The 24,725-nt window shown below is 42.7% G+C and carries 19 protein-coding genes; 8 read left to right on the top strand and 11 right to left on the bottom strand.

The genetic code is table 11. The features are described from left to right. The first annotated feature begins 122 nt into the window (after window positions 1-122). On the top strand, window positions 123-1,739 hold the full coding sequence (locus tag NPE20_RS21850) for a capsule assembly Wzi family protein (RefSeq protein WP_256540835.1): 1,617 nt from the start codon (window positions 123-125) through the stop codon (window positions 1,737-1,739). A 74-nt stretch (window positions 1,740-1,813) separates the two neighbouring features. Here NPE20_RS21850 and NPE20_RS21845 read toward each other — a convergent pair whose 3' ends face one another. Both NPE20_RS21845 and tilS read right to left on the bottom strand, forming a co-directional pair. Next, window positions 1,814-2,299 (bottom strand): hypothetical protein, encoded by a 486-nt coding sequence (locus NPE20_RS21845; protein ID WP_256540834.1) that lies wholly within the window; start codon window positions 2,297-2,299, stop codon window positions 1,814-1,816. Next, window positions 2,296-3,630 (bottom strand): tRNA lysidine(34) synthetase TilS, encoded by a 1,335-nt coding sequence (gene tilS, locus NPE20_RS21840; RefSeq protein WP_256540833.1) that lies wholly within the window; start codon window positions 3,628-3,630, stop codon window positions 2,296-2,298. Before tilS ends, NPE20_RS21845 begins: the two co-directional genes overlap by 4 nt. A gap of 51 nt (window positions 3,631-3,681) precedes the next feature. On the opposite strand from tilS, the gene NPE20_RS21835 reads away from it, so the two are divergent. After that, a complete protein-coding gene (locus NPE20_RS21835; RefSeq protein ID WP_256540832.1) occupies window positions 3,682-6,273 on the top strand; it encodes an OstA-like protein in 2,592 nt (863 codons plus the stop codon). Here NPE20_RS21835 and NPE20_RS21830 read toward each other — a convergent pair. Both NPE20_RS21830 and NPE20_RS21825 read right to left on the bottom strand, forming a co-directional pair. Beyond that, the gene (locus NPE20_RS21830) at window positions 6,263-6,850 is read right to left on the bottom strand and encodes a non-canonical purine NTP diphosphatase (RefSeq protein WP_256540831.1); all 588 of its coding nucleotides are present in this window, start codon (window positions 6,848-6,850) and stop codon (window positions 6,263-6,265) included. The genes NPE20_RS21835 and NPE20_RS21830 overlap by 11 nt on opposite strands. Window position 6,851: 1 nt before the next feature. Then, window positions 6,852-7,460, bottom strand: a complete 609-nt coding sequence (locus NPE20_RS21825; protein WP_256540830.1) for a hypothetical protein — start codon at window positions 7,458-7,460, stop codon at window positions 6,852-6,854. Window positions 7,461-7,612: 152 nt separating this feature from the next. Between NPE20_RS21825 and NPE20_RS21820 the strand changes: the two genes are divergently transcribed. Continuing rightward, window positions 7,613-8,995, top strand: a complete 1,383-nt coding sequence (locus tag NPE20_RS21820) for a peptidylprolyl isomerase (RefSeq protein WP_256540829.1) — start codon at window positions 7,613-7,615, stop codon at window positions 8,993-8,995. A 3-nt stretch (window positions 8,996-8,998) separates the two neighbouring features. After that, on the top strand, window positions 8,999-9,961 hold the full coding sequence (locus tag NPE20_RS21815; protein ID WP_256540828.1) for an AAA family ATPase: 963 nt from the start codon (window positions 8,999-9,001) through the stop codon (window positions 9,959-9,961). 2 nt (window positions 9,962-9,963) lie between these two features. On the opposite strand, the gene NPE20_RS21810 is transcribed toward NPE20_RS21815, so the two are convergent. From NPE20_RS21810 to mutL, 6 genes are all read right to left on the bottom strand, one after another. Next, the gene (locus NPE20_RS21810; RefSeq protein ID WP_256540827.1) at window positions 9,964-10,827 is read right to left on the bottom strand and encodes a nuclear transport factor 2 family protein; all 864 of its coding nucleotides are present in this window, start codon (window positions 10,825-10,827) and stop codon (window positions 9,964-9,966) included. An 88-nt stretch (window positions 10,828-10,915) separates the two neighbouring features. Further along, complete coding sequence (cysS, locus tag NPE20_RS21805; RefSeq protein WP_256540826.1) at window positions 10,916-12,406, bottom strand: cysteine--tRNA ligase; 1,491 nt, start codon at window positions 12,404-12,406, stop codon at window positions 10,916-10,918. 45 nt (window positions 12,407-12,451) lie between these two features. Further along, window positions 12,452-13,564, bottom strand: coding sequence for an endonuclease/exonuclease/phosphatase family protein (locus NPE20_RS21800; RefSeq protein ID WP_256540825.1), 1,113 nt, complete (start codon window positions 13,562-13,564; stop codon window positions 12,452-12,454). After that, a complete protein-coding gene (locus NPE20_RS21795; RefSeq protein ID WP_256540824.1) occupies window positions 13,554-14,435 on the bottom strand; it encodes a rhomboid family protein in 882 nt (293 codons plus the stop codon). Before NPE20_RS21795 ends, NPE20_RS21800 begins: the two co-directional genes overlap by 11 nt. A 27-nt stretch (window positions 14,436-14,462) precedes the next feature. Next, window positions 14,463-15,167: a rhomboid family intramembrane serine protease gene (locus NPE20_RS21790; RefSeq protein WP_256540823.1), complete on the bottom strand. Its 705-nt coding sequence runs from the start codon at window positions 15,165-15,167 to the stop codon at window positions 14,463-14,465. Window positions 15,168-15,194: 27 nt separating this feature from the next. Then, window positions 15,195-17,051, bottom strand: coding sequence for a DNA mismatch repair endonuclease MutL (gene mutL / locus NPE20_RS21785; protein ID WP_256540822.1), 1,857 nt, complete (start codon window positions 17,049-17,051; stop codon window positions 15,195-15,197). Window positions 17,052-17,190: 139 nt separating this feature from the next. Between mutL and NPE20_RS21780 the strand changes: the two genes are divergently transcribed. Together NPE20_RS21780 and NPE20_RS21775 are read left to right on the top strand one after the other, a co-directional pair. After that, window positions 17,191-18,825: an amidohydrolase gene (locus NPE20_RS21780; protein WP_256540821.1), complete on the top strand. Its 1,635-nt coding sequence runs from the start codon at window positions 17,191-17,193 to the stop codon at window positions 18,823-18,825. Further along, window positions 18,812-20,629 (top strand): serine hydrolase domain-containing protein, encoded by a 1,818-nt coding sequence (locus NPE20_RS21775; RefSeq protein ID WP_256540820.1) that lies wholly within the window; start codon window positions 18,812-18,814, stop codon window positions 20,627-20,629. Before NPE20_RS21780 ends, NPE20_RS21775 begins: the two co-directional genes overlap by 14 nt. A gap of 236 nt (window positions 20,630-20,865) precedes the next feature. Here the strand turns inward: NPE20_RS21775 and serS are convergent, their stop codons facing one another. Then, window positions 20,866-22,137, bottom strand: coding sequence for a serine--tRNA ligase (gene serS / locus NPE20_RS21770; protein WP_256540819.1), 1,272 nt, complete (start codon window positions 22,135-22,137; stop codon window positions 20,866-20,868). 79 nt (window positions 22,138-22,216) lie between these two features. Between serS and rsmI the strand changes: the two genes are divergently transcribed. After that, window positions 22,217-22,987 carry a 16S rRNA (cytidine(1402)-2'-O)-methyltransferase gene (gene rsmI, locus NPE20_RS21765; RefSeq protein WP_256540818.1) on the top strand — a complete coding sequence of 257 codons (771 nt, stop codon included), beginning with the start codon at window positions 22,217-22,219 and terminating at the stop codon, window positions 22,985-22,987. Window positions 22,988-23,111: 124 nt separating this feature from the next. Further along, entirely contained in the window at window positions 23,112-24,725 is a 1,614-nt protein-coding gene (lnt, locus tag NPE20_RS21760; RefSeq protein WP_256540817.1) for an apolipoprotein N-acyltransferase, read from the top strand.

Below are 24,725 nucleotides of genomic sequence, written 5' to 3'. Positions count from 1 at the left end.
AAGCGCTTGTTACAGATATGGTACAGTCTGACCTGCATTTAGCAAAAAAGGACGAGCACATGAAAAAGGGCGGCTTTAAAACATTAAACTATTTTGAATAGTTTAACTCATTTCGGCATTATATGAAGAGAATATTTACCAGCATTGCGTTATTATTGATCACGGCGGGTATTGCCCGTTCACAATCAATATACCAGCCTTACTCATACGATTTTTATCAAAAGTTTAATGCTGATGCTTATTCAACCAAAACCCGCCTGCATACCTCGTTAAAACCATTTTTTGTTGACGATTCATTACTGATGCAACGCTACGATTCTATCATGAATTACGGTAGCGATGGTTCAAACAAAAGCATTTTATACCGCAAGTTGTTTAATGAGCATTTAATTGATGTAAAAGGCACCAACTCCACCTTTTACGCCGATCTGCTTCCCGATTTTAACATAGGCCGTGATCTTTCACACAAACGCAATACCTATCTAAGTTCACTTGGCTTGCAAATTGGCGGTACAGTAGGTAAAAAGTTTTACTACAACATATCAGGCTATTTAAACCAGGCCGAAGTTCCCAATTATATCTCTACCTACATCCAGCAGGTTGGCATAGTTCCAGGGCAGGCATATGCCGGTACGTTTAACAATAACCCCAATGCTTACAGGTGGGATTATATTACCGCAACAGTATCATACACACCGGTTAAATACTTAAATATTAGCGCCGGGCGCGATAAAACCTTTATTGGCGATGGTTACCGTTCGTTGCTACTGTCAGACTATGCATCGCCCTACCCTTTCTTTAAACTTACTGCCAACCTGGGTAATGTAAAATACATGGCCATGTGGGCCTACTTTACTGACCCTGCCGGTACCAGTGACTTAAATATTGACCGTAACAAATGGGGCATTTTCCACTACCTGGATTGGAATGTAAATAACCGGCTGTCGTTTGGGTTCTTCGATTCGGTTATCTGGAGCAATACGGATGACCAGGGCCATACACACGGTTTTGATTTTAGCTACATTAACCCCGTTATATTTTTAAGGCCTGTAGAGGCCGCCAATGGTTCGCCAGATAATGCGTTGATAGGCTTTACAACTAAATACAAGCTAACCGATGGCATCACTGCTTACGGTCAGTTCTCGTTAGATGAGTTTACAGCTAAAGAGTTTTTTAATAATGCAGGTTATGTAAACAACAAATTTGGCTACCAGGTAGGCATAAGGGGCGCCAACATGTTTGGTGTTACCAACTTAAACTACCTGTTAGAAACAAATACGGTAAGGCCTTACACCTATTCGGAACGATCAAACATATTAAACTATTCGGCCAACAGCGAGCCGCTGGCACATCCGTGGGGTGCAAACTTCCGCGAGGTGGTTGCCTTGCTTAACTACTCCTACAAACGTTTTGATTTTATGGGCGAAGTTGATTACGGCCGCTATGGCTTGGATATAGGTAATGATAATTACGGTAAAGATATTTTTAAGCATTACAGCCAACCTATACAGCGTGATGGAAACACCATTGGCCAGGGTTTAAAAACAAATATGGTTTATCTGCAAGGTAAAATTGGCTATGTACTAAACCCTAAATATAATTTGAGGTTAGAGCTTGGCGGCATTTACCGCACCGAAAAGAACAGCGACTTTAACGATAAAACCGCTATGATCACCTTCGGCCTGCGTAGTTCTTTCCGTCAGATCTATAGCGATCTGGCCAGCTACAAAACGCACTAACAAAATACCGATAACATAAAAAAGGCAGCTCCGGTAAATACCTGGCTGCCTTTTTATTTATATCTATTTGGCTTTTAAGCCCGTTTCATTTCTTCTTTAATTGCCCTTAAAAACTCATTGGCATGCTGCGATCCTATAATATAAACAAGGCCATCCCTATCTGTAAGGTGGATAGCATCGTTACCTGCTGCGTAAAAACGAATGGTGCCCTTGGTATGCAAATTATAAACCGGGTTATTGAACAAGTAACGGCTGTACGATCCTTTTTCAACCTTTACAATACTGTTCAGATCTATCTTAACCCTGCGGGTGCTCCATAAGCCATCCAATAAAACGCTTTTATTGATAACCCTGGTGCTAAAGTGCAGCAAGAACCCCATTATAATGGATATGATAATAATAACAAACCCAACAATGGCTAAAAGGTCGCCGTTGCGTTCGCGTTCATCAGTAAAAAAATAAGCAGCAAAGCAAAACATGGCTAAAACCAGGCGGATAGTGATAGGGATCCACTCCCTGCCCAGGTATTGTTTTTCAATAAAAACTGATTTATCGCTCATAATTTATACAGTTCGAATATAGTAACTTTTTTAGTGTTATTACTTACTTTGTACCTTTCGTCGGGCCGGTAACCGCCTACCCAAATAATGTCGCCATTACCGTTTACCAGTATAGGTAACTTACTTTTTTTATGCAACGGCACCTTCTCGTGAATGAAAAAATCACTTAGTTTTTGCCGGGTTTTCATCCCCAGTGGGTAAAAAACATCGCCCTGCTGCCAGGCACGCAATGTAAGCGGATATATTAATAGTTTGGCATCAACAGAAACAGCTAAAGGATTATCCCTGATAATTAGCGCACTATCATCATGCAGTAACGTTAGTTTGTAGCTGTTATAAACAATACTGGTATCGTTTTCATTAATTATAGTTTCTGCTTTAACTCCGCCCGCTTTTGGCGAGATAATAAGCTTGCCCCTATCTACCAGCAAGGTAAAGTTCGTGCTTTCAAACACCCGGCCCGGATGTTTGGCCAATGCGGTTATCAGATCGTCAACAACGGTTTCTATAAAGCCATAATCATGTAGTAATTTAAAAAGCAATAAGCGCTTGGGCGATAACTGCTCTATCTGTTCAATAGAAATGTGCACCTCCCCATCATGTTGAATAAGCAGCTCTTTTTTCAAAGCATCTACCTTTTCGTTCAGCAACACTTCCATGTCCCTAAAATTGCGCAGGTTGTTCTCAAAAGTAGCTTCCAGGTTTGGGTTCAATTCTTTCAGTAACGGAATAACCTGATGACGTATTTTATTGCGGGCATATTTTATAGAAGCATTGGAGGCATCCTCTACATAGTTTAGATCTTCGGATGTAATTATGGTATGTATTTCATGACGGGTAAGGAAAAGCAAAGGGCGCACCAGCGGGCCATTTTTAGGCAAAATACCATGCAACCCAGCTATACCTGTACCGCGTGTAAGGTTTAACAATATTGTTTCAATAGTATCGTTCTGATGGTGTGCAAGAGCAATAACATCGTAACCAGCTGATTGACTGATTTGAGCAAACCATTGATACCTAAGATCGCGAGCCGCCATTTGGATAGATACTTTGTTATCAGTGGCCTGCTGCTTAGTATCAAAGTTTACCGTATGGAAGCCAACTCCCAGTTGCTGGGCAAGCAGGCGGGTAAATTCCTGATCGGTATCAGCTTCGGGGTCGCGTAACTTAAAATTGCAATGTGCTATGCCAAAATTATATCCTGCGGCCTTTAACAAATGAGCCATTAAAACAGAATCCATGCCGCCGCTTACAGCTGCCAGTATTTTGTTGGCTGGCGTAAAAAGGGTATTTTGTTCAATAAAATCAACAAAGCGTTTAACAGGAAGCATACGTCAAAATTATTAATTTAATAACCCCCGCAAAAAACTAATTTTGCCATCGTGATAAAATACATTCTTAGTACATTTTTAATAGTAATAACCCTGACGGTTTCGGCACAGAAAAAATCTGTTGTTCACCTTATACAATCTAAAAGCAGCCAGGTTATAAAACTTAACGGCAAGAATGTTATTAAAGTTTACCAGGGCGTTTTTCAGCAGGATTTCTCTATTATGCGGTCGGATAGCGCTTACTTCTATGCAGAAGACAACGCGTTTGATGCATTTAGCAATGTAAATATTACCCAGGGCGATACACTGAATATTTATTCGGATAAACTTAACTACGACGGGAATACCAAAATAGCTATCCTTACAGATAATGTAAAGTTGATAGATAGAGATGCCATTTTAACCACTAATTATCTTACTTACAACACCGCTACCCGCATAGGCACTTACACCGGCGGTGGTAAACTGGTTAATAAAGACAATACGCTTACCAGCAAGAACGGATATTACTTTGCGAAGTCAAGGGATGCCTATTTCCGCTATAATGTGGTACTGGTAACCCCTGATGCATTGATAAAAAACGATACCCTTCGTTACAATAGCGGTACCCGGATAGCCTATTTTTACGGCCCTACAAATATTTACGATACTAAAGATAAAAAAGACACCCTGTACACCGAGAATGGCCTTTATAATACCATAACCGAGCAGGCTTTCTTCGGCAAGAAGAATCTTTACAAACAAGGCACTAAAACTTTAACCGGCGATAGTTTATTTTACGATAAGCTGAAAGGCTATGGCCGCGCGGTTAAACGTGTTACTTTTCATGACAGGGAACAAAATATTACCCTTAAAGGCGACCTGGCCACTTACTTTAAAGCCGGCGAACGCACCGTTGTAACACAAGACCCTTATGTAATTATTGTTACCGAAAATAAGGATACCACTACAAGGGATACGGTACGTAATATACAACCCGGCGTAAAATCTGCCGATCCAACCGCGGTTAAATCTGCAGCGGTTGTAAAAAAGGCAAATGCCCTGGCAGTTAAACCACCTGCCGGCACTATGCCAATTAAGCCTGGTTCCATACCCTTACAGGCCGTTACAGATACACTTACTAAGATAGCTAAGGCTAACCCCACAGCAGTTAAAGCTGCCGCCAACGCTATAAATAAGGCAAATTTAAAGAACCCGAAATTACCTGTGCCGGCTATGCCGGATAAACCCGCGGGTTTATCTGCGTTCCCGATGGATACGACAGTTAAAGTAAAACCACCCGATAAAAAGGTAAAACGAGATTCTATTTATATATCTGCCGATACGCTGGAAACGCAGATCTTAACGTTTAAAGACCTGAAGATAATGCAGGAAAAAGAGCGTTTATCCCGCATACGCGATACTACTGTAAAAGTTAAAAAATTAACCCCTGCAGAACAAAGGAAGGCAGATAAGTTTTTAACCTTAAGCGCACCAAAGTGGGTTGCCGACACAACTTATTTACATCGTAACTTTTTTGGGAAACCGAAACCGCAAGCGGTAGCGGCTACTCCCCAGAAGGGAAAAGGAAAAACACAAGGCGGTGGGGCAGTTGATGATGGGGCTGAAGCAAAAACCGCTAAACCAGACCCGGAGGCCGAAGCTAATAACGACCCTATATTTTTCACCCCGCCGGTAGTACTAAGTGATACGGCAAGGGTAAGGATAATTAAGGCTTACCATAGCGCCAAACTATTTAAATCTGACCTGCAGGCCAAGGCCGATTCCATGTTTTATAGTTACAGCGATTCTACCCTGCACTGTTTTGTACAGCCTTTAATATGGACACAGGGTTCGCAATTATATGGCGATACTATAACCATGCAAATGAAGAACAAGAAGCTGGATAACCTACACATGTTCCCGCAAGCATTTATTGTAAATATTGAAAAAGACGACTCCACTACTTTTAACCAGGTTGCAGGCAAAAGGATGCGGGGCTTTTTTAAGAACGATAAGCTGGATCGTATGTTTATTGTTGGCAACGCCGAAAGTATTTACTTTACCCGCGACAGCCTTAAAAAGGTAGATGGTATGCAACGATCATTAAGCAGCCGCATGCGTGTATATTTTAAGGATGGCAGCGCATCAAATATCTTTTTTATTACTAAACCAGAGCATAGGTATGGTCCGTTAGGTAAATTTAACGAAGACGAGAAAATCTTAAAAGGCTTTATCTGGAAACCGAAAGAAAGGCCAATATCCAAAGAATCGATCATTCCATCGTACAATAAAAAAATTGCCCGGGCACAGGCTGCTGCCGATAAGAAAATCGCGGATGCCAATAAGTTAAAACCCGGGGCAAAAGACAAAGCCGGTAAAGATTCTGTACAAAACAAGTTACCGGTGCCACCCGGTGCAAAAGCGGGTAAGGATAGTGTAGATACTGCAAAACCGCCGGTTATTAATACCCCGGCCGTTAAAACAAAACAGGATAGTACAACTAAACAAACGCCCGTTATAAAAGCACCCGCTGTTAGTACTAAAAAAGACAGCACGGGCACCAAACCTGCATCTATTATTAAAGCAGCTGCGGATACGGTTAAAAAGCAAACGCAGCCAACTCTTAAAGCTAAGAAAGATTCATCGGCAGTTAAACCGTAGTTTGGGTGTTTAAAAAGGCGATCAGCTGATCAACCGCCCGCCCACGGTGGCTGATGCGGTTCTTTTCGTCCATGCTCATTTCAGCAAAGGTGATATCATATCCATCCGGCTGAAAAATAGGGTCGTAACCAAAACCGGCTGTACCTGAACGTTGGGTGCGGATAGTGCCTTCTACGGTTCCTTCAAAAAAATGCTCCGTCCCGTTCCATATCAAAGAGATCACCGTACGGAAACGGGCCTTGCGGTTAGTTAACTCTTTTAGTTTCTCTAACACCTTATCCATATTAGCTTCATGGTTGCCATAGGTACCGGCGTAACGCGCGGAGTAAATGCCAGGTTCATTGTTGAGGGCCGCTATTTCCAATCCACTATCATCGCCAAAACAATTGAGTTTGTATTTATGATATATGTAATTGCTTTTTATAGATGCATTTTCGTTAAAAGTTAACCCTGTTTCGGCAATATCATCATGACAGCCAATATCGTTAAGGCTTAACAATTTTATATGATCGCCGGCTTTGGCCTGTACTTCTTCTAACTTATGGGCGTTATTGGTCGCGAAAATTAATTGCTGCATATTATAGGGTTTTCATGTGTTCCCAAAAGGTTTTCTTATTATCGTTGCTGCTCATCATTTCATCAAAACTAAAGCTATACAGCACATGCGTTTTTTTGCCTTGCAGTGGTTGATTAAGCGGCAAATTACCAATACCCTCTGGCAACGAATCTTTACCCATTATAACCAGCCTGGTTGGTTTAAAGTATTCGCTTAGCGTGGCAAGTTTTAAAGGCGTGTATTTATATACATTCAATATGGCTACATCGTCAATACTCAGATCTTTACGTTTAAGGATGCTCTCCAGCGCGGTAAGGTGCGTGGCCACGATATGTTCTTCGTTGGCGTAGTTAACCAGTACCAGGAAATTTTTATTGTTTTTACCCAGATAATTAAAAGCAGGTTCGGGCGTTTTTACAAGTGGATCAGGTGTTTGCGGTTCCGGCGTTACCGAAGTTTGTTTGGCAGCGGGCTGCTCAATAACCGGCGGTGGTAGTTCAACAACGGGTTGAGTTTCGGCCACGGGGATATTAGCTGATGATGACGTATTTATCACCTCTTTATCTTTATTCAATAAATAAATTTCATCCTGCATTATAAAACGGAAGGCCTGCGGATTATCAACTTTCATATTTAACATAATTTAACCAAAAATACCTATTCCTGTTGAAGCATTATAAGCATATTCGCACAACAGGTTAATTATACATTATTATTAATAAATTTTACCGAAATTTGCATTTTTAACGGATAAATTATCCGTAATATTAGTTTAACAATTACATGAGAAAAATCGGACTGTCCATTCTAAATATTTTTATATTTCTGTCATTTGCTCAGGCACAGGTACGCACACTTGATAAAATTGCTGCAGTTGTAGGCAGCAGTATTGTTTTACAATCAGATATCGAGCTGCAGTATGCGCAATACCTGGTGAGCGGCCAGCAACCAAATCCAAATATCAAATGTATCATATTACAAAATCAACTTACTCAAAAGTTGCTTGCCCAGCAAGCCGTAATTGATAGTGTGCAGGTAAAGGATGAAGAAGTTGATAGCGAAGTTGACCGCCGTATGCGCAGCTTTATACAACGTGCAGGCAGCCAGGACAGGTTAGAACAGTTCCTTGGCCGTTCGGTTATTCAATATAAAGATGAGCTTCGTCCAGATATTAAGGAGTCGTTAATTGCGCAACGCATGAGGTCAAAAATAACCGAAAAGGTAAACACTACCCCGCAGGATGTTAAAAGGTACTTCGAAACGATGTCAAAAGATAGTTTACCTACTTATAACAAAGAAATTGAAGTAGGCGAGATCGTATTCTCTCCAAAATTAAACAAGGACGAAAAAGAATTTTACAAACAAAAAGCCGAAGATTTAAGGGCAAGGGTTAAAAAAGGTGAAGACTTTGCTACACTGGCCAGGTTGTATTCACAAGATCCGGGATCTTCACCAGAAGGTGGTGACCTGGGTTTCTTTGACCGTACCGCAATGGTTAAGGAATTTACCGCCAATGCTTTTAAATTAAAAGCAGGCGAGATCTCACCTGTGTTTGAAACAGAAAATGGTTTCCATTTTTTACAAGTGATAGAGCGCCGCGGCGAACAAGTGCATGCACGTCACATATTGATTATGCCGGTAACTACCCCGGCAAGTTTAGACAGGGCAAAAACTACTGCCGATAGCGTTTATAATGCCCTGATGGCCGTAAAGAAATTTGATTTTTCAAGCGCTGCATCATTTTACTCGGATGATAAAGAAACCAAGTTTAATGGTGGTATGATGCTGAACGCCGACAACGTTCAAACACGCTCAACTTATATCCCAACAGACAAACTTGACCCACAGGTTGCTTTGATAACAGATACCATGAAAGTGGGCTCAATTTCAAAACCACAATTATTTAATGACCCGCAAACCCGCAAACAAAGCTATAAGATCTTATACCTTAAATCGGTTACCAATGCGCACAAGGCTAACCTTGATCAGGATTTTGCCAAGCTAAAGGAGGACGCTATGAACGACAAACTTAGTCGTACTATTAGCCAATGGTTTGATAAACGCCGTAAAGAAACCTTTATTAAAATTGATCCTGAATACCAATCTTGCCCTCCATTGAAGGGATGGGTAACTGCAGAATCAACCGCACAAGCCAAAATTGAATAAAGTATGCAATACCGCTCAGATGTTGAGGCTGCCGATGCATTGAAGAACGCCTATCAGCAAATCCGCTCAGAAATAGGAAAAGTTATAGTTGGCCAGGATGAGGTAATTAAGTTTGTACTAATATCCATTTTCAGCAACGGGCATTGCCTGCTTGTTGGTGTACCCGGCCTTGCAAAAACCTTGCTGGTACAAACCGTTGCACAGGTACTAGACCTCGACTTTAAGCGTATACAATTCACCCCCGACCTGATGCCATCTGACATTATAGGTTCGGAAATATTAGGGGAAGACAGGAACTTTAAATTTATACGCGGCCCGGTGTTCTCAAACATCATACTGGCCGACGAAATAAACCGTACACCGCCAAAAACACAGGCCGCTTTATTAGAGGCCATGCAAGAAAAATCTGTTACCGCGGCGGGTGTTACGCATACTTTGGCTAAACCATTTTTTGTGTTGGCTACCCAAAATCCAATTGAGCAGGAAGGCACCTACCCGCTACCCGAAGCCCAGCTGGATCGTTTTATGTTTAATGTGGCGTTGGATTATCCTACTTTTAAAGAAGAGTTACAGGTTGTTAAAAACACCACCAGTACCACGCAGGCGGTTGTTCATAAACAGCTTAACGCCGCGCAGATCATTTACTTCCAGCAATTGGTAAGAAATATCCCCGTTAGCGATAATGTTTTAGAGTATGCTGTGAAGCTGGTTTCAAAAACACGCCCTAACAGCGAGTTTGCAAGCCCGCAGGTGAAGCGCTTATTAAACTGGGGCGCAGGCCCGCGCGCGTCACAATTCCTTATTCTGGGGGCTAAATGCCATGCCGTGCTTAACGGAAAGTATTCGCCGGATATTGAGGATGTACAGGCAGTGGCTAAACCAATATTAAGCCACCGCATAGTACGCAGCTATCACGCCGAGGCCGAGGGCTTTTCGGCTAATGACATTATTGAGCAGTTATTTTAAGCTTAGTCTTCTACTGTAGAAAATATCTCCAACAACATGTTCCACTTGTGGGTAGCATCTATTTCCCAAATGCGAACATAGTTGTAGTTATTTACAATATTTCCTTTTTTGATACGGGCGGTACCATAAGTGTATGCCAGATCGTTACTTGTTGAACGGCCTACGTTTACAGTTTCGGCAGATATGCTAATGCCTTCGTTATCTAAAAATTTTAAGATCTTATCAGTACCGGTCATTGGTTCAAAGCCGGGGAAGTAATAACGCGCCTCGGGACTTAAAAACTCTTTATAAGCTGCCAGTGCCGATAATGAAAGCGAATGATTAAATGTTTTATCAGTAGCCGTCAATATATTTTTTCCGGCAAACGGGTCCTTACTTGGCGCTTTTTGCTTTGCCGGGTCAGGTTCCTTAAAATCGGTAACAACATTCTGCTCTGGCTCCGGGTGTTGTATGCCAAGATCTACAAGTAGTTTAAATTTGCCCTCGGCATCTAAACGCCATATAGAAACATAGTCGCCATAAACTTTATCATCATCTGTTTTACCATTTTGGTAAACATAAGGGCCTGCGGTAAAGCCAAGATCGCCATTGGCAGATATCCTTGCGAATTTTGGCTGCCAGCTTAGCTTGCCTGGTTGCTTATCAATGCCATTATAAAAATCGTTTATTTTAACGGCGTTGGGTTTAAACACAATCCCTTCGGGATCGGCAACCGCCAAAAAGCCGTCTTTAATGCCTTTGCGTTCAACTAATTTATTAAAATTCTCTTCGGCAGATACAACAGTACCCACTTCAACTTTAGTTTGTGATATGGCAGAAAGGCTAAAGCCTGATAATATAATAGCAGCTAATAATGATCTTTTCATGTTAACGTAGTATAGATTTGGTTGGGCAATTTAATATTATTTTAACTAAAGCCAGCCCGGGCAAAATTGTTTTAACAGTTCTTAACTTTTAAATTCTTATCCAGTCGGTAGTACCTTGTTTGTTATCGTTTAGTTGAAACCCAATACTTTTTAGTCCTTCTCTTATCTTGTCAGATGTAGCATAGTCTTTATTCGTCTTGGCTTCGTTACGCAATGTTATAACCAGGTTCATCAGGTCATCGGTATCCGCGTTTTCGTTATCATCTTGCTTCAATCCTAAAACATCAAAAAAGAAATCGTTATAGGTTTTCTTCATCCGATCAAACGTTTCTGCGGATATTTCACCCGAATTACGGTTATTACCCGAGTACGAATTGATCCATTTAGATAAATTATTTAAAGCATCTAACGTTTTAGGCGAATTAAAATTGTCATTCATCCCATGGTAGCAATCGTCGCAAATATCATTTATTGCCTTATTGGTTTCTTCATCCACTGTCGTTATCGCGTTCTGTTGAAGTGTTACCAGCTTTTTAGCCGATTCTGCCAGTTTCTTGTAAAAGATTTCTGCAGCCTCAATAGCTTCGTTAGAAAAATCTACCGTACTGCGGTAGCTGGCCTGCATAAAAAAGAACCTTACCGTCATAGGGCTATAGCCTTTTTTCAATAAAGGATGCGACCCTAAGAACAGTTCGTGCGGCAAAAAGCTGTTACCTAATGATTTTGACATTTTTTGCCCATTGGTGGTCAGCATGTTGGTATGCAACCAATACGAAGCGGGGTTTTTACCGCAGCAAGCCACGTTTTGGGCTATCTCATTAGTATGGTGGGTTGGCATTAAATCAATACCGCCTCCATGTATATCAAACTGGTGGCCCAGGTACTTATTACTCATGGCCGAGCACTCTAAATGCCAGCCCGGAAAGCCTAATCCCCAGGGCGATGGCCATTTCATTAAATGCTCTGGTTTGGCTTTTATCCAAAGGGCAAAATCAAGTTTACCATGTTTTTCGTTTTGCCCGCCCAGGTTACGGGTGTTATTCAGCATGTCTTCCAGCTTGCGGCCGTTCAATATACCATAGTCTTGTGTTTGATTATATTTTTCTACATCAAAATATACCGAACCATCAACCTCATAGGCATAGCCTTTTTCCAGGATATCTTTTACCAGTTCTATTTGCTCAATAATGTGGCCGGTTGCGGTAGGCTCAATACTTGGCGGCAGGGCGTTAAACACCTGCATTACATTATGAAAATCTACTGTGTACTTTTGTACAATCTCCATAGGCTCTAATTGCGCTATTTTGGCCTTTTTTGAGATCTTGTCTTCTCCCTCATCCGCATCACTTTCCAGGTGGCCGGCATCGGTTATGTTACGCACATAGCGCACTTTATAGCCCAGGTGCAGCAGGTACCTGAATATCAGGTCGAAACAAATAAATGTACGGCAGTTGCCTATATGCACATCGCTATACACAGTGGGGCCGCAAACATACATGCCCACGTGGCCCGGGTTTAGCGGTATAAACTCTTCTTTCTTTCGTGTTAAGGTGTTGTAAACAAACAATTTTTGTTCCATGTGCGCAAACTTACAATTTTAGGCGTGGAGTTTAATTTGATGATGTTATTTTAATACCAGTACCGTACTTAAAGGATAATGATCTGACAATTTTTTTTCGATGATCTTATATTCCAAAACATTAAACTGTTGGGTGGCCATTATATAATCTATCTGATAGTTAGGGAAGGCGCCGTTATAGGTGCGGCCCAATCCTGCCCCCTTCTCCCGGAAAGCGTTTTTTAATCCCTTAGCCATCTGGTTTACGGCGAAGGATGATGGGGTATCGTTAAAATCGCCGGATATAATATAGGGATAAGGGCATTTTTTTGCATGCTCTTTGATAATGAAAACCTGATCGCTGCGTTTTTGGAAGGCTGTTTTCAATTTCCAGCCCACACGTTTGGTAGCACTCATATCCGTTTTTCCTTTTGACGACAAATTGCCCAGGTAAATATAATCCTGTGGATCAAAATTGATAGATTGCAGGTGCACACTGTACATCCTAAACATACTGCCGTCCTTTTCAACATCAACATAAAGGCACTGATTACCGCTTCCTTTAAAGGATAGCTGCACAAAGCCGTGGGATTTAATAGGGTATTTTGAAAAAATGGCCATCCCTATTGATTCGTTAGAACTTGCCATTGTAGGTTCAAAATAATAATGACCCGTTCCCATTATCTTATTAATGGAATCTATCATATCATATTCACCCTTTTTACGGGTAAGAAATTCCTGGATGCCTATTATATCTGGCCGTTGGTCGCTTATCACACCCAATATTTCGTGCTTGGTAGATATATCGTTACTAGCCCCGTAACGCTTAAAATCGTGCACATTATAGGTCATTACCCGTAAAAGTTTTTGCACCGGTGTTTGGCTGGCACCGGCAGGCAAGCGTATGCCTACATTATTGTTCAGCGCGTTCCATCCTATTAATATTACCACAAGTGACAAAACTATATACCGGCTTCTGCGCAGCAGCCAGTAAAGCATTATCAGTAAGTTAGCTAATAATAAAGGCGGGTAGGCCAATCCGAAAAATGCGAGGGGCCAAAGTTTGCGTGGATCAATATAGGGGGCGAGATAGCTTAACAGCAAAGCCAGGCATAACAAATAGTTTATCCACAAAAACACTTTATCAATAAAGGGTAAATTTCTTTTTTTAGCCTTCATTGTTGTTGCTTGCTCTGAATAAGGTTTCTTTTTCCTGCTTGGTTAAACTTTCATACCCACTGCCCGATATTTTATCAAGGATACGGTCTATTTCATCCTGCCGGGGCACAGTTGATGCTTTTTTTTGCGGCCCATTATGGCTAACCACCTTCATTTTTGGTTTTGCTTCAAATAGCTTGCTAATAGCGCCTATCCAATCGTGCCCCCGCTGCAGTTGTTTTATGTAGATAAACCCTAATAAGGCACCGCCGAGGTGGGCAATTTCGCCACCTGCATTACTACCTGCAATACCTAAAAAATCAATAATCACGTAACACAGCACCAGCCATTTTAATTTTACAGGGCCTATTAGTATTAAAGAGATGGTATAATTTGGCAACAAAGTAGCCGTGGCTACCACAATAGCCATTACGCTTGCCGATGCACCAACCAAAGGGACACCGGCAGCCGTGTTTATACTTGCAAAGGCAGGCAACAGGTTATAGCAGGCTACAAACAGTAATCCGCCGGCAAGGCCGCCAAATATGTAGAGGCCAATGGTGCGTTTATTACCAAGGTATTCTTCAAATATCTGGCCCATCCAATAAAGCCATAGCATATTAAACAGGATATGAAAAATACCTGCATGCATAAACATGTAGGTAAGGGGCGTCCAAAAGCGGTAAAGTAATTTTGGGAGATAAGCAGGCAATAGCAAATACTCGTTGGTATAGGCTAAAATTGTGCTGTTACCAAATCCGGTAAATAGCTGCTCTATAATGGCAGTAGCATTTATAGCCAAATAAACAATAACGTTTATGCCTATAAGCAGGCTAACCTTATTGCCCGATTTTAACAGCTTGTATTGAATATCTTGCCACAGGGTGCTCATACTATAAATATAAGATTATAACGGCTATTAATAAAAATTGTTGGGTCTTTTTACGCCCCAAAGTTTAATTAGCAGGAAGCCGAATAGTGCCCCGCCAAGGTGAGCAAAGTGTGCCACAGAATCGCCTGAAAATTGCTTAACGCCCATAAAAAGTTCAAGCACTACATAAACCGGGATAATGTATTTTGCCTTAATGGGTACAGGGATAAACATAATCATCATTTCCAAATTAGGAAACAGCATACCAAATCCTACAAGTACCCCAAATATAGCGCCCGAAGCTCCCAGTATAGGAGTGCCGTAAATGTCTTTCACTTTCATTACCGCATCGTAACTTGCGGCACTCATATTCTCATTTGTCATGATGAATGATCCAATGGCATTGTGAACCTCCAAACCCTGGACTAACTGATGCAAAACCAAACCACCTATACCTGCTATGAAATAAAAATTGAAAAACTTTTTTGAGCCCATAGCATATTCCAACATTGGACCAAAAGAGTATAAAGCAAACATGTTGAATAAAATATGCATGATACTATTAGGATCGTGCATAAACATGTAGGTAATAACCTGCCATGGATGAAATAAAGGTGAGTTAAAATAAAAGGCAGACATATACCCTACCATGCTGAATACCGACTTTAAGGCAAATGTGGCTATGTAGAATATGATATTTACAATAAGAAGGTTTTTTACAACCGGCGGCATATTGGCAAAAGGTGATTGCATTTTATATAGGTGTATATGGTTTAAGCTCTATTTTTCAAATCGTTCTGCTAACTCGTTCAGGGTAAAGGTACTAATTACAGGCTTGCCATTTAGCGCCAGATTTGGCATTTGGCAGGCAAAAAGTTGGTCTACCAATTGGTTCATTTCTTCCATTGATAGCTTTACACCTACTTTTAGCGCGGCATTACGTGCCAGCGAACGGGCAAGGTTATCGCGCTTATCTAACTTCAAAATGGAAAGGTTGTTTTTAAATCCTTCCAGTAATTGCTCCAGCAGCTCGTGCTCGTTGGCATTGTTTATATCTGCCGGAATGCCCTCAACCACAACGGTGTTACGGCCAAACTCGCGTATGTCAAAACCAAGCGCCCTAATATCGGGTAAAAGCTCTTTCAATAACTCAAAATCGCTGCTGTTTAGTGTGACAGATTGCGGAAATAAACTCTGCTGACTAACCCCCGAATGGTTCTGCAACTGCTGCAAAAATCGTTCGTACAAAATACGCTCATGCGCGGCTTGCTGATTGATGAGCATAAAGCCCGATTTTATCTGCGAAAGTATGAACCGGTTATGCACCTGGAAGAACTGCTTTTCGCTGCTTTTGGTAATATCCTGCTCGTTCACGGGGATGCTTTTTTCCTCGTGAATCTGGTGCTGCAGGGTTTCTTCTTTTTTGCTTATTTCGTACAAGGTATCCCAGTTACGTGGGATGGCTGTATGATGGTTATTACTATCCCGCAAAAAAGGGATCTCCCGTTCGCTTGATTTTTTCTCGGCCGCAAATGGGTTAAAATCAGGGTTGAAGGCAATGGTTGGCTGTATTATTTCTTCAAAAGGCTTTTGCGTAATAAGGTGGCCTATGCTATTTTCCTGGTCAAAATCAAGAGTTGGGGTAATGTTGTATTTACCAAGCGAGCGCTTCACCGCCGACCGGATAATAGCGTAAATAGATTTTTCGTCCTGGTATTTTATTTCGGTTTTGGTAGGGTGTACATTGATATCGATCTTGGCCGGGTCAATATCTATAAATAACACATACAGCGGGAACGTTTCATCAGGCAATAACTCCTGAAAAGCCGTCAGCACCGCATGGTTCAGATAAGCATCTTTAATAAAACGGTTGTTCACAAAAAAGAACTGCTCGCCACGGGTTTTGCGTGCAAACTCGGGCTTGCCTACAAAACCACGCAGATTTATGATGGTAGTCTCTTCCTCAACAGGAACCAAACGCTGGTTATAATTGTTACCAAACAGGTGTACAATACGCAGTTTCATGGCCGATGCCGGCAAGTGATAAACTTCCTGCCCGTCGTGGTGCATAGTTAAAAACACCTGCGGATTAGCCAGGGCCACCCGCTGAAACTCGTCGATGATGTGGCGCATTTCTACCGGGTTACTTTTTAAAAAGTTGCGGCGGGCAGGTGTGTTATAAAAAAGGTTTTTGATAGATATGGATGTACCAAAGTTTGCCGAGCATGCTTCCTGGCTTATCACTTCCGATCCTTCTATCACAATGCAGGTACCCAATTCGTCTTCGTGGCGGCGGGTTTTTAGCTCTACCTGCGCAATTGCGGCTATTGAAGCCATAGCCTCCCCCCTGAAACCCATGGTGCGGATAGCAAAAAGATCTTCGGCCTTTCTTATTTTTGACGTAGCATGCCGTTCAAAACACATGCGTGCGTCGGTAAGGCTCATACCGCAGCCATTATCAATAACCTGTATAAGTGATTTCCCGGCATCTTTAAGTATCAATTGAATCTTATCGGCACCGGCATCTATCGCGTTCTCTATCAATTCCTTTACTGCGGATGCAGGTCGCTGCACTACTTCGCCCGCGGCAATCTGGTTGGCTACGGCATCCGGTAAAAGCTGAATTATATCTGGCATTAAAAATCTTTCCCTTCTCTGCAAATTAGCAGATCGTTATTTCAGGTGCTAAATTAATTATTTGATTGCATAACTTTACCTTTACACAGTTGTATATACTATTTACGTTATAATTATTTACATCTACCTGTTTATTAATATGAAGAAACTCTGGCCCGTGCTGCTTTTGCTCCTCGCAGCATGCAAACAAAAAGAATATAACGCCGATCTGCTTGTAAAAAATGCCCTTGTATATACCGTTGATAGTAACTTTACCACCGCCAATGCCTTTGTAGTTAGCGCCGGTAAAATTTTAGCTGTAGGCAACATTGATACCCTCGAAAAAAAATACCTGGCCCGCGAAGTAATTGACGCAGGCGGCAAAGCCGTTTATCCGGGTTTTATTGATGCCCACGCGCATTTTTACGAATATGGCCTGGGTTTGCAGGATGTAAAACTGGTAGGTACAAAAAGCTGGCAGGCCATTTTAGATTCGGTTAGTAACTATGCCCGCCATAAAACTGATGGCTGGATAATTGGCAACGGGTGGGACCAAAACATCTGGGAAAACAAAGCATTCCCTAACAAGGCCAAGCTTGATTCGTTGTTCCCGGTTCGCCCGGTGATATTAAGCCGGATCGATGGCCATGCTGCCATAGCTAACCAGGCCGCGTTGAATATTGCAGGCGTAAAGCCCGGTCAAAAAATTATTGGTGGATCCATCGAAACGATAAACGGAAAGCTTACAGGTATACTTATTGATAATGCCGTTGGTATTGTTACACGTAAAATACCAGTCCCTACCGACCAAATTACGCAGGCTGCATTATTGGATGCGCAGCGTAATTGTTTCGCTGTTGGTTTAACCACGGTTGATGACTGCGGCCTGCCTTATACCATGATAAGCACCATTGCCGCCCTGCAGCATAAAGGCGCGCTTAAAATGCGCATGTATGTAATGCTTTCCGATCAGCCCGAAAACTACGAGTACCTGTTTAAACGTGGTGGTGCCTATAAAACACCCGGCTTAAACGTACGTGCCTTTAAGGTTTATGCCGATGGTGCACTGGGATCAAGAGGGGCTTGTTTGTTACACCCTTACGCCGACAAGAAAAACTGGAGCGGATTTTTATTGAGCAGTCAGGCGCATTTTGCAGAGGTAGCCAAGAAGATAGCGGCCAACGGCTTCCAGATGTGTACCCATGCCATTGGCGATTCGGCAAACCGTGTAATGCTGAAGATATATGCCGAAAATTTAAAAGGAAAGAACGATAAACGCTGGAGGATAGAACACGCGCAGATAGTAGCGCCCGAGGATGTGAAGCTATTTGGTGATAACAGCATCATCCCATCTGTACAGCCAACACATGCTACATCTGATATGACCTGGGCGGTTAAACGCCTGGGTGCTGAACGCTTAAAAAGTGGCTATGCCTATAAAGACCTGATGAAACAAAACGGCTGGATTCCATTGGGGACAGATTTCCCCGTAGAAAACATAAACCCTATGTACACGTTCTATGCTGCGACAGAACGTAAGAATCTGAAAGGTTTTCCTGCAAACGGTTTCCAGAAAGAAAATGCGCTTAGCCGTATTGAAGCTCTGCGTGGTATGACCACCTGGGCGGCCAAAGCAAACTTCGAAGAACACGAAAAAGGCAGTATTGAAGTTGGCAAATATGCCGATTTTGTGATACTTGATCAGGATATTATGAAGGTAAAAGGCAGTACATTGCCAAATGTTAAAGTTTTAAAAACGTATATAAATGGTGTTAAGGTTTATGAGAAAAAATAGGCGGAATATCTACTTTCTGCTGTTATCCGGATTTGTACTTTTTAATTCTGCCTGCGCGCAAAACCCACCATTTACAGGTAAAGCTTATGTTAATGAGCAGTTATTGGTTGAGCAAGCTACGGTTTTACTAAACAACGAGAAACAGCTTATCCCCCTGCAAAACCTTGATAATAATAAAATAGCGAGTATCCATTTTTCGGGTATTTATGCTGCCGGATTTGATAGCCTGCTGAATAAGTACACCAAAGTTGATGTCATTAATGGCAACGATTATATGGGCGCAAAGCCATTTGAGATGCTGGCGCAGGATACTAAGTTTTACAATACCCTTATTGTTCAACTTACCGATGCTGAGGCAAACAATACGCAGATTATAGATTTTATCAACAGTAACCAAAAACTGAAAAATGTGGTGGTTTCATTTATCGGGAGCAGCACATCATTTATTAAACTGAATGATGTTACAGTCCCGGTTATCTGGACGGCAAGGGTATCGCCGGTAGCAGCTTACTTTAACGCCCAGGCTATTTTTGGCGGGGTAGCTATCACACAGCGGCTAACTAAATCCTACTCGCCAAAGTACACTACCAACGCTGGCTTCTTAACGGCCAAAACGCGCCTGCAATATTCTGTACCCGAAGATGTCGGCATTAAATCTGACAACCTAAAGGCCATTGATGATATTGCCCGCGAAGCTATTAGCAGTCGCGCTACACCAGGTTGTGTGGTTTTAGTAGCTAAAGATGGTAAGGTAATATTTAATAAAGCTTATGGCTACCATACTTACGATAACGTAATCCCCGACAGGATAACCGATATTTTTGATATTGCATCCATGACCAAGATCTCGGCTACCACCATGGAGGCCATGCAGCTTTATGATGCCGGTAAGCTTAATCTGGATTCAACCCTGGGCACTTATATGCCTATTACGCGCAATACCAACAAAAAAACATTAAGCGTTCGCGAACTATTGGAGCATCAGGCGGGCCTGATACCCGATATTTCCACCTTTGAAGTTATCAAACCAACAGACCATAGTACCGATTCTTCCGCGATGTACCCGACCAAGGTAAATGACAATTATTATGTACGGAAGAACTACTTTGAGGATGTAATGTTACCCGCCGCCCTGCGATCGGCTGTTAAAACCCGGGGGCAATATGTTTACAGCGATGTGGGTATGATATTTATGCAGCAGATTGTAGAAACACTTACTGCAACACCGCTTAATACCTATGTTCAACAAAAAATTTATAGCCCGCTGGGGATGCAAACCGCAGGTTTCCTGCCTTTGTATCGTTTCCCGGCCTATCGTATCCCCCCAACTGAGGACGATAGGAAAGACCGTAAAACCTTAATTGACGGTTATGTACACGACCCAACCGCTGCGCTAATGGGCGGTGTTGCAGGCCACGCGGGTGTGTTTGCGGGGGCAAACGATGTTGCTATACTTTACCAGATGATGCTTAACCGTGGCACCTACGGCGGCGTACAATACATTAAGCCTGAAACAGTTAATCTGTGGACATCCAAGCAATCGGCTGTTAGTCGCCGGGGATTGGGTTTTGACAGGTGGGACCCAATTGCCGACAGGCATTATCCATCAAAATTAGCGTCAGACCAGGCCTATGGGCATACCGGCTTCACCGGTACCTGTGTTTGGGTCGATCCTAAATATAACCTGGTATATATCTTCCTGTCTAATCGGGTGCACCCAAATGTGGGTAATAAACTGGGGAGTTTAAATATCAGGCCAAGGATACAAGATGCGGTTTATGAGGCGATACAAAAGGGATTATAATCGCCCTTAAACGACTTTAAATCGCCCTTAAAAGGCACTAAATTGTCCTGGATATGGACAATATTTACTCTCGTTCGAAATAACAAGAAAAGCCGGCAAATGCCGGCTTTTCTTGTTTACTCTTTTGTCATGCTGAACGATAGTGAAGCATCTATTCGCCGCCACGTCGCCGACATGTCAATTCATTATTAGATCCTTCACTATCGTTCAGGATGACAGGTAAGGTTAATAATTACCTAATCTATCCACTCAAACTTAGTATAAGGCACAAGGGCTTCCGGCACTTTAATACCTTTATCAGTTTGGTTATTCTCTAACAAAGTAGCTACGATACGCGGCAGGGCCAATGCACTGCCATTTAGCGTGTGGGCTAACTGTGTTTTACCTTCGGCATTACGGAAACGTAGTTTCAGGCGGTTACTCTGGAAGGTTTCAAAGTTTGATACAGATGAAACTTCTAACCAGCGTTGCTGCGCGGCGCTCCAGGTTTCCATATCATAGGTTAAGGCACTGGTAAAACCCATATCGCCACCGCAAAGGCGCAATACACGGTAAGGCAAACCAAGCTTTTGCAGCAAGCTTTGCACATGGGTGCTCATTTCTTCCAACACCTCGTATGATCTATCCGGGTGTACTATCTGTACTATCTCTACCTTGTCAAACTGGTGCAGGCGGTTCAAACCGCGCACATGCGCACCGTATGAACCTGCCTCGCGGCGGAAACAAGGTGTATGTCCGCAGTTTTTAACCGGCAGTTCTTCACCCTTCAGGATCACGTCACGGTAAAGGTTGGTTACAGGCACTTCGGCAGTGGGGATCAGGTATAGGTCATCAATACCTACATGATACATTTGCCCTTCTTTATCGGGTAATTGTCCTGTTCCAAACCCCGATGCCGCGTTCACCATTAATGGTACGCTCACCTCGCTATAACCCGCTTTTTCGGCCTCATCAATAAAAAAGTTGATGAGCGCGCGTTGCAGTTTGGCACCTTTATTTTTATAAACAGGGAAACCGGCGCCGGTTATTTTAACACCCAGTTCAAAATCTATCAAATTATATTTAGCGGCCAGCTCCCAGTGCGGTAAAGCATTGGCAGGCAGTTCGGGGATGCTTCCATTCTGGAGTACCACCTCGTTTTCCTCGGGCGTTATACCTTTTGGCACCGATGAATGCGGCAGGTTGGGTAACAAAACCAGCTTATCCTGCAGTTCGGCTTCCAGCGCGAATAATTGTTCGCCAAGCTGTTTGCCTTCTTCTTTCCATTTGCCGGTATTGGCTTTTATGGCTTCTGCCTCGTCTTTTTTACCGGTGCGCATCAGCTCGCCAATTTGTTTGGCAGCCGCGTTAGATTGCGATGAAACGGTATCCAGTTGGTTCTGTGTTTGGCGGCGTTTCTCGTCTAAGCCAATCACCTCGTCTACCAATTCGGGCTGTTTGAAATTTTTTACAGCCAAACGTTCTAAAACCTGTTCCCTGTTATCGCGGATATAACTAACTTGCAGCATTGATTTTATTTTAAAAGGCAAAGATATAAATAAGTCGATAGTCCATGGTCCATAGTCGATAGATTTTCTGTTGGCGGCTATGGTCCATCGTCTATGGACTATCGACCGCGAATTTATGAGCAACACCGGCAAACTATACTTAGTACCCACCCCTATCGGTAACCTGGAGGATATGACCTTTAGGGCCATCCGCATTTTAAAAGAGGCCGACCTGATACTGGCCGAGGATACCCGTACATCGGCGCCGATGCTGAAACATTTTGATATCCAGAATAAGGTATTCGCGCATCATCAGCATAACGAGCATCAATCCAGCAACGAGATCATTAAATTCCTGCTGATGGGGCAAAACATTGCACTGATATCTGATGCAGGCACGCCCGCCATATCCGACCCGGGTTTTTACCTGGTGCGCGAGGCCTTGAAATTTAACATAGCGGTAGAATGCCTGCCCGGCGCAACCGCTTTTGTGCCGGCGCTGGTTAACTCTGGTTTCCCTACCGATAAGTTTTGTTTTGAAGGGTTTTTGCCATTGAAAAAGGGCCGCCAAACCCGTTATAAATTCCTGGCTACAGAAGAACGTACCATTATACTTTACGAGTCGCCGCACCGTTTATTGAAAACGCTGGATGAAATGGCTACCTTTTTTGGTGCCGACAGACAGCTATCCGTATCGCGCGAGCTGACAAAAATGTTTGAGGAAACGGTTAGGGGAACGGTTACCGAGGTAAAAACCTATTTTGAAACACACCCGCTAAAAGGCGAATTTGTGATGTGTGTTGCCGGTGCTGCACCTGTTGAGGGTGATAAAAAGAAAAGGAAGTATGCGGATGAGGAGGAAGAGGATTAAAATCTTACTCCACGCGTCATTGCGAGGTACGAAGCAATCTCCCGACTTTGCATCACCACTTAGCATATCAGGAGATCGCTTCGTACCTCGCAATGACGGGTTTAGTTACAGAACGAAATAACAAATGAAAAGAAACCTATTACTCTCCATATTCTCGGGCTTACTACTTTGGATAGCCTGGCCGCCTACACCATACACCACTTTCTTTTTGTTTGTTGGGCTGGTGCCTATGCTGCTGGCAATGGAAAACATTATCCAATCTACAGTTACCGGTAAAGGGAAAAAGATCTTTAATACCACGTTCATCGGGTTCTTTATTTGGAATACGCTTTGTGTTTACTGGGTATACAATTCTTTAAAAATCATAGGCCCGGTTGTGGCAGTGCCTTTAACCCTTATCCCCTATGCGCTTGGGCCATTGTTGATGGCTACGGCTTGCTGGTTGTATTACAGATTGAGGTTGATTACCAGTCGCTCCATTTCATTGATAGCATTGGTTTGTTTTTGGATAGGTTACGAATACCTGCATCAAAGCTGGGATTTAAACTTCCCATGGATGACTTTAGGTAATGGCTTTGCTACATCGCACAAATGGATACAGTGGTATGAATATACCGGCGTTTATGGCGGTACTATCTGGGTCTGGGCTATTAACATTTTGCTATTCTTATTGTATGTAGGCTTGCGGGAAGCGCAGGCAACACAAACCCGCAAAAAGCTCATTATCAGTTTTACTTTAGTGCTGATACTGCCCTTGGGTTTATCGCTTTATAAATATTATAGCTATAAAGAGCAGACTAATCCGTCGAATATTGTGGTGGTACAGCCAAATATCGACCCTTACGAAAAAGAAGGCACCATCCCCGTTTACGACCAGATAGCCACGCTTACGCATCTGTCAGATTCTATCGGGCAACGTAATACCGAGTATTTTATATGGCCCGAAACCGCCCTTTCGCAGGATATGGATGAGGACCGTATCTATACGGAAAACAGCTATCTGCAGGTGAGGAAATTTTTAAACAGATTTAAAAATGCCAATGTTTTAACCGGCGGCGAAACACATAAGTTTTACACCAAACGCGCCACTAAAACCGCCAGCCCAATGCCAGATCAACCGGGGGTGTTTTATGATAGGTTTAGCGCGGCTATCAATATCGAAAATTCGTCTAAGGTGCAATTCTACCACAAATCTCGCCTGGTGCCCGGCGCAGAATCTATGCCATTTGGTAATGCCTTATTTTTTTTAAAGCCGGCATTCGAGCATTTGGGGGGCGCAACAGGCAATTATGGCCTGCAAACCGAGCCTACAGTGTTTTATTCGCAAAGCGGGATAGGTGCCGCACCCGTTATTTGCTATGAATCTATCTGGGGCGGGTGGGTATCAAAGTATGTTAAACAGGGTGCCCAGTTCATCGCCATTATTACCAACGACGGCTGGTGGGAAAACACATCGGGTAAGGACCAGCACCTTGATTACGCCAAACTACGCGCTATTGAAACGCGCAGATGGGTTTGCCGCTCTGCCAATACAGGCATCTCCGCTCTTATTAATCAACGTGGCGATATTGTTCAGCAAAGTAAATGGTGGGTACGCACCGCGCTTAAACAGAATATTAATCTAAATTCGGACATTACCTTTTATGTTGAATACGGCGATTACCTGCCAAAGTTGGCGAGTATTTTAGCGGTATTGGGGATATTTTTAATTGGGATAAAGAAGGGTTTTAACCATTAA

Source organism: Mucilaginibacter aquariorum, from assembly GCF_024498135.1.
Classification (GTDB): Bacteria; Bacteroidota; Bacteroidia; order Sphingobacteriales; family Sphingobacteriaceae; genus Mucilaginibacter; species Mucilaginibacter aquariorum.
Note: the sequence above shows the minus strand (reverse complement) of the source record. Positions and strands in the feature narration are given on the sequence as shown.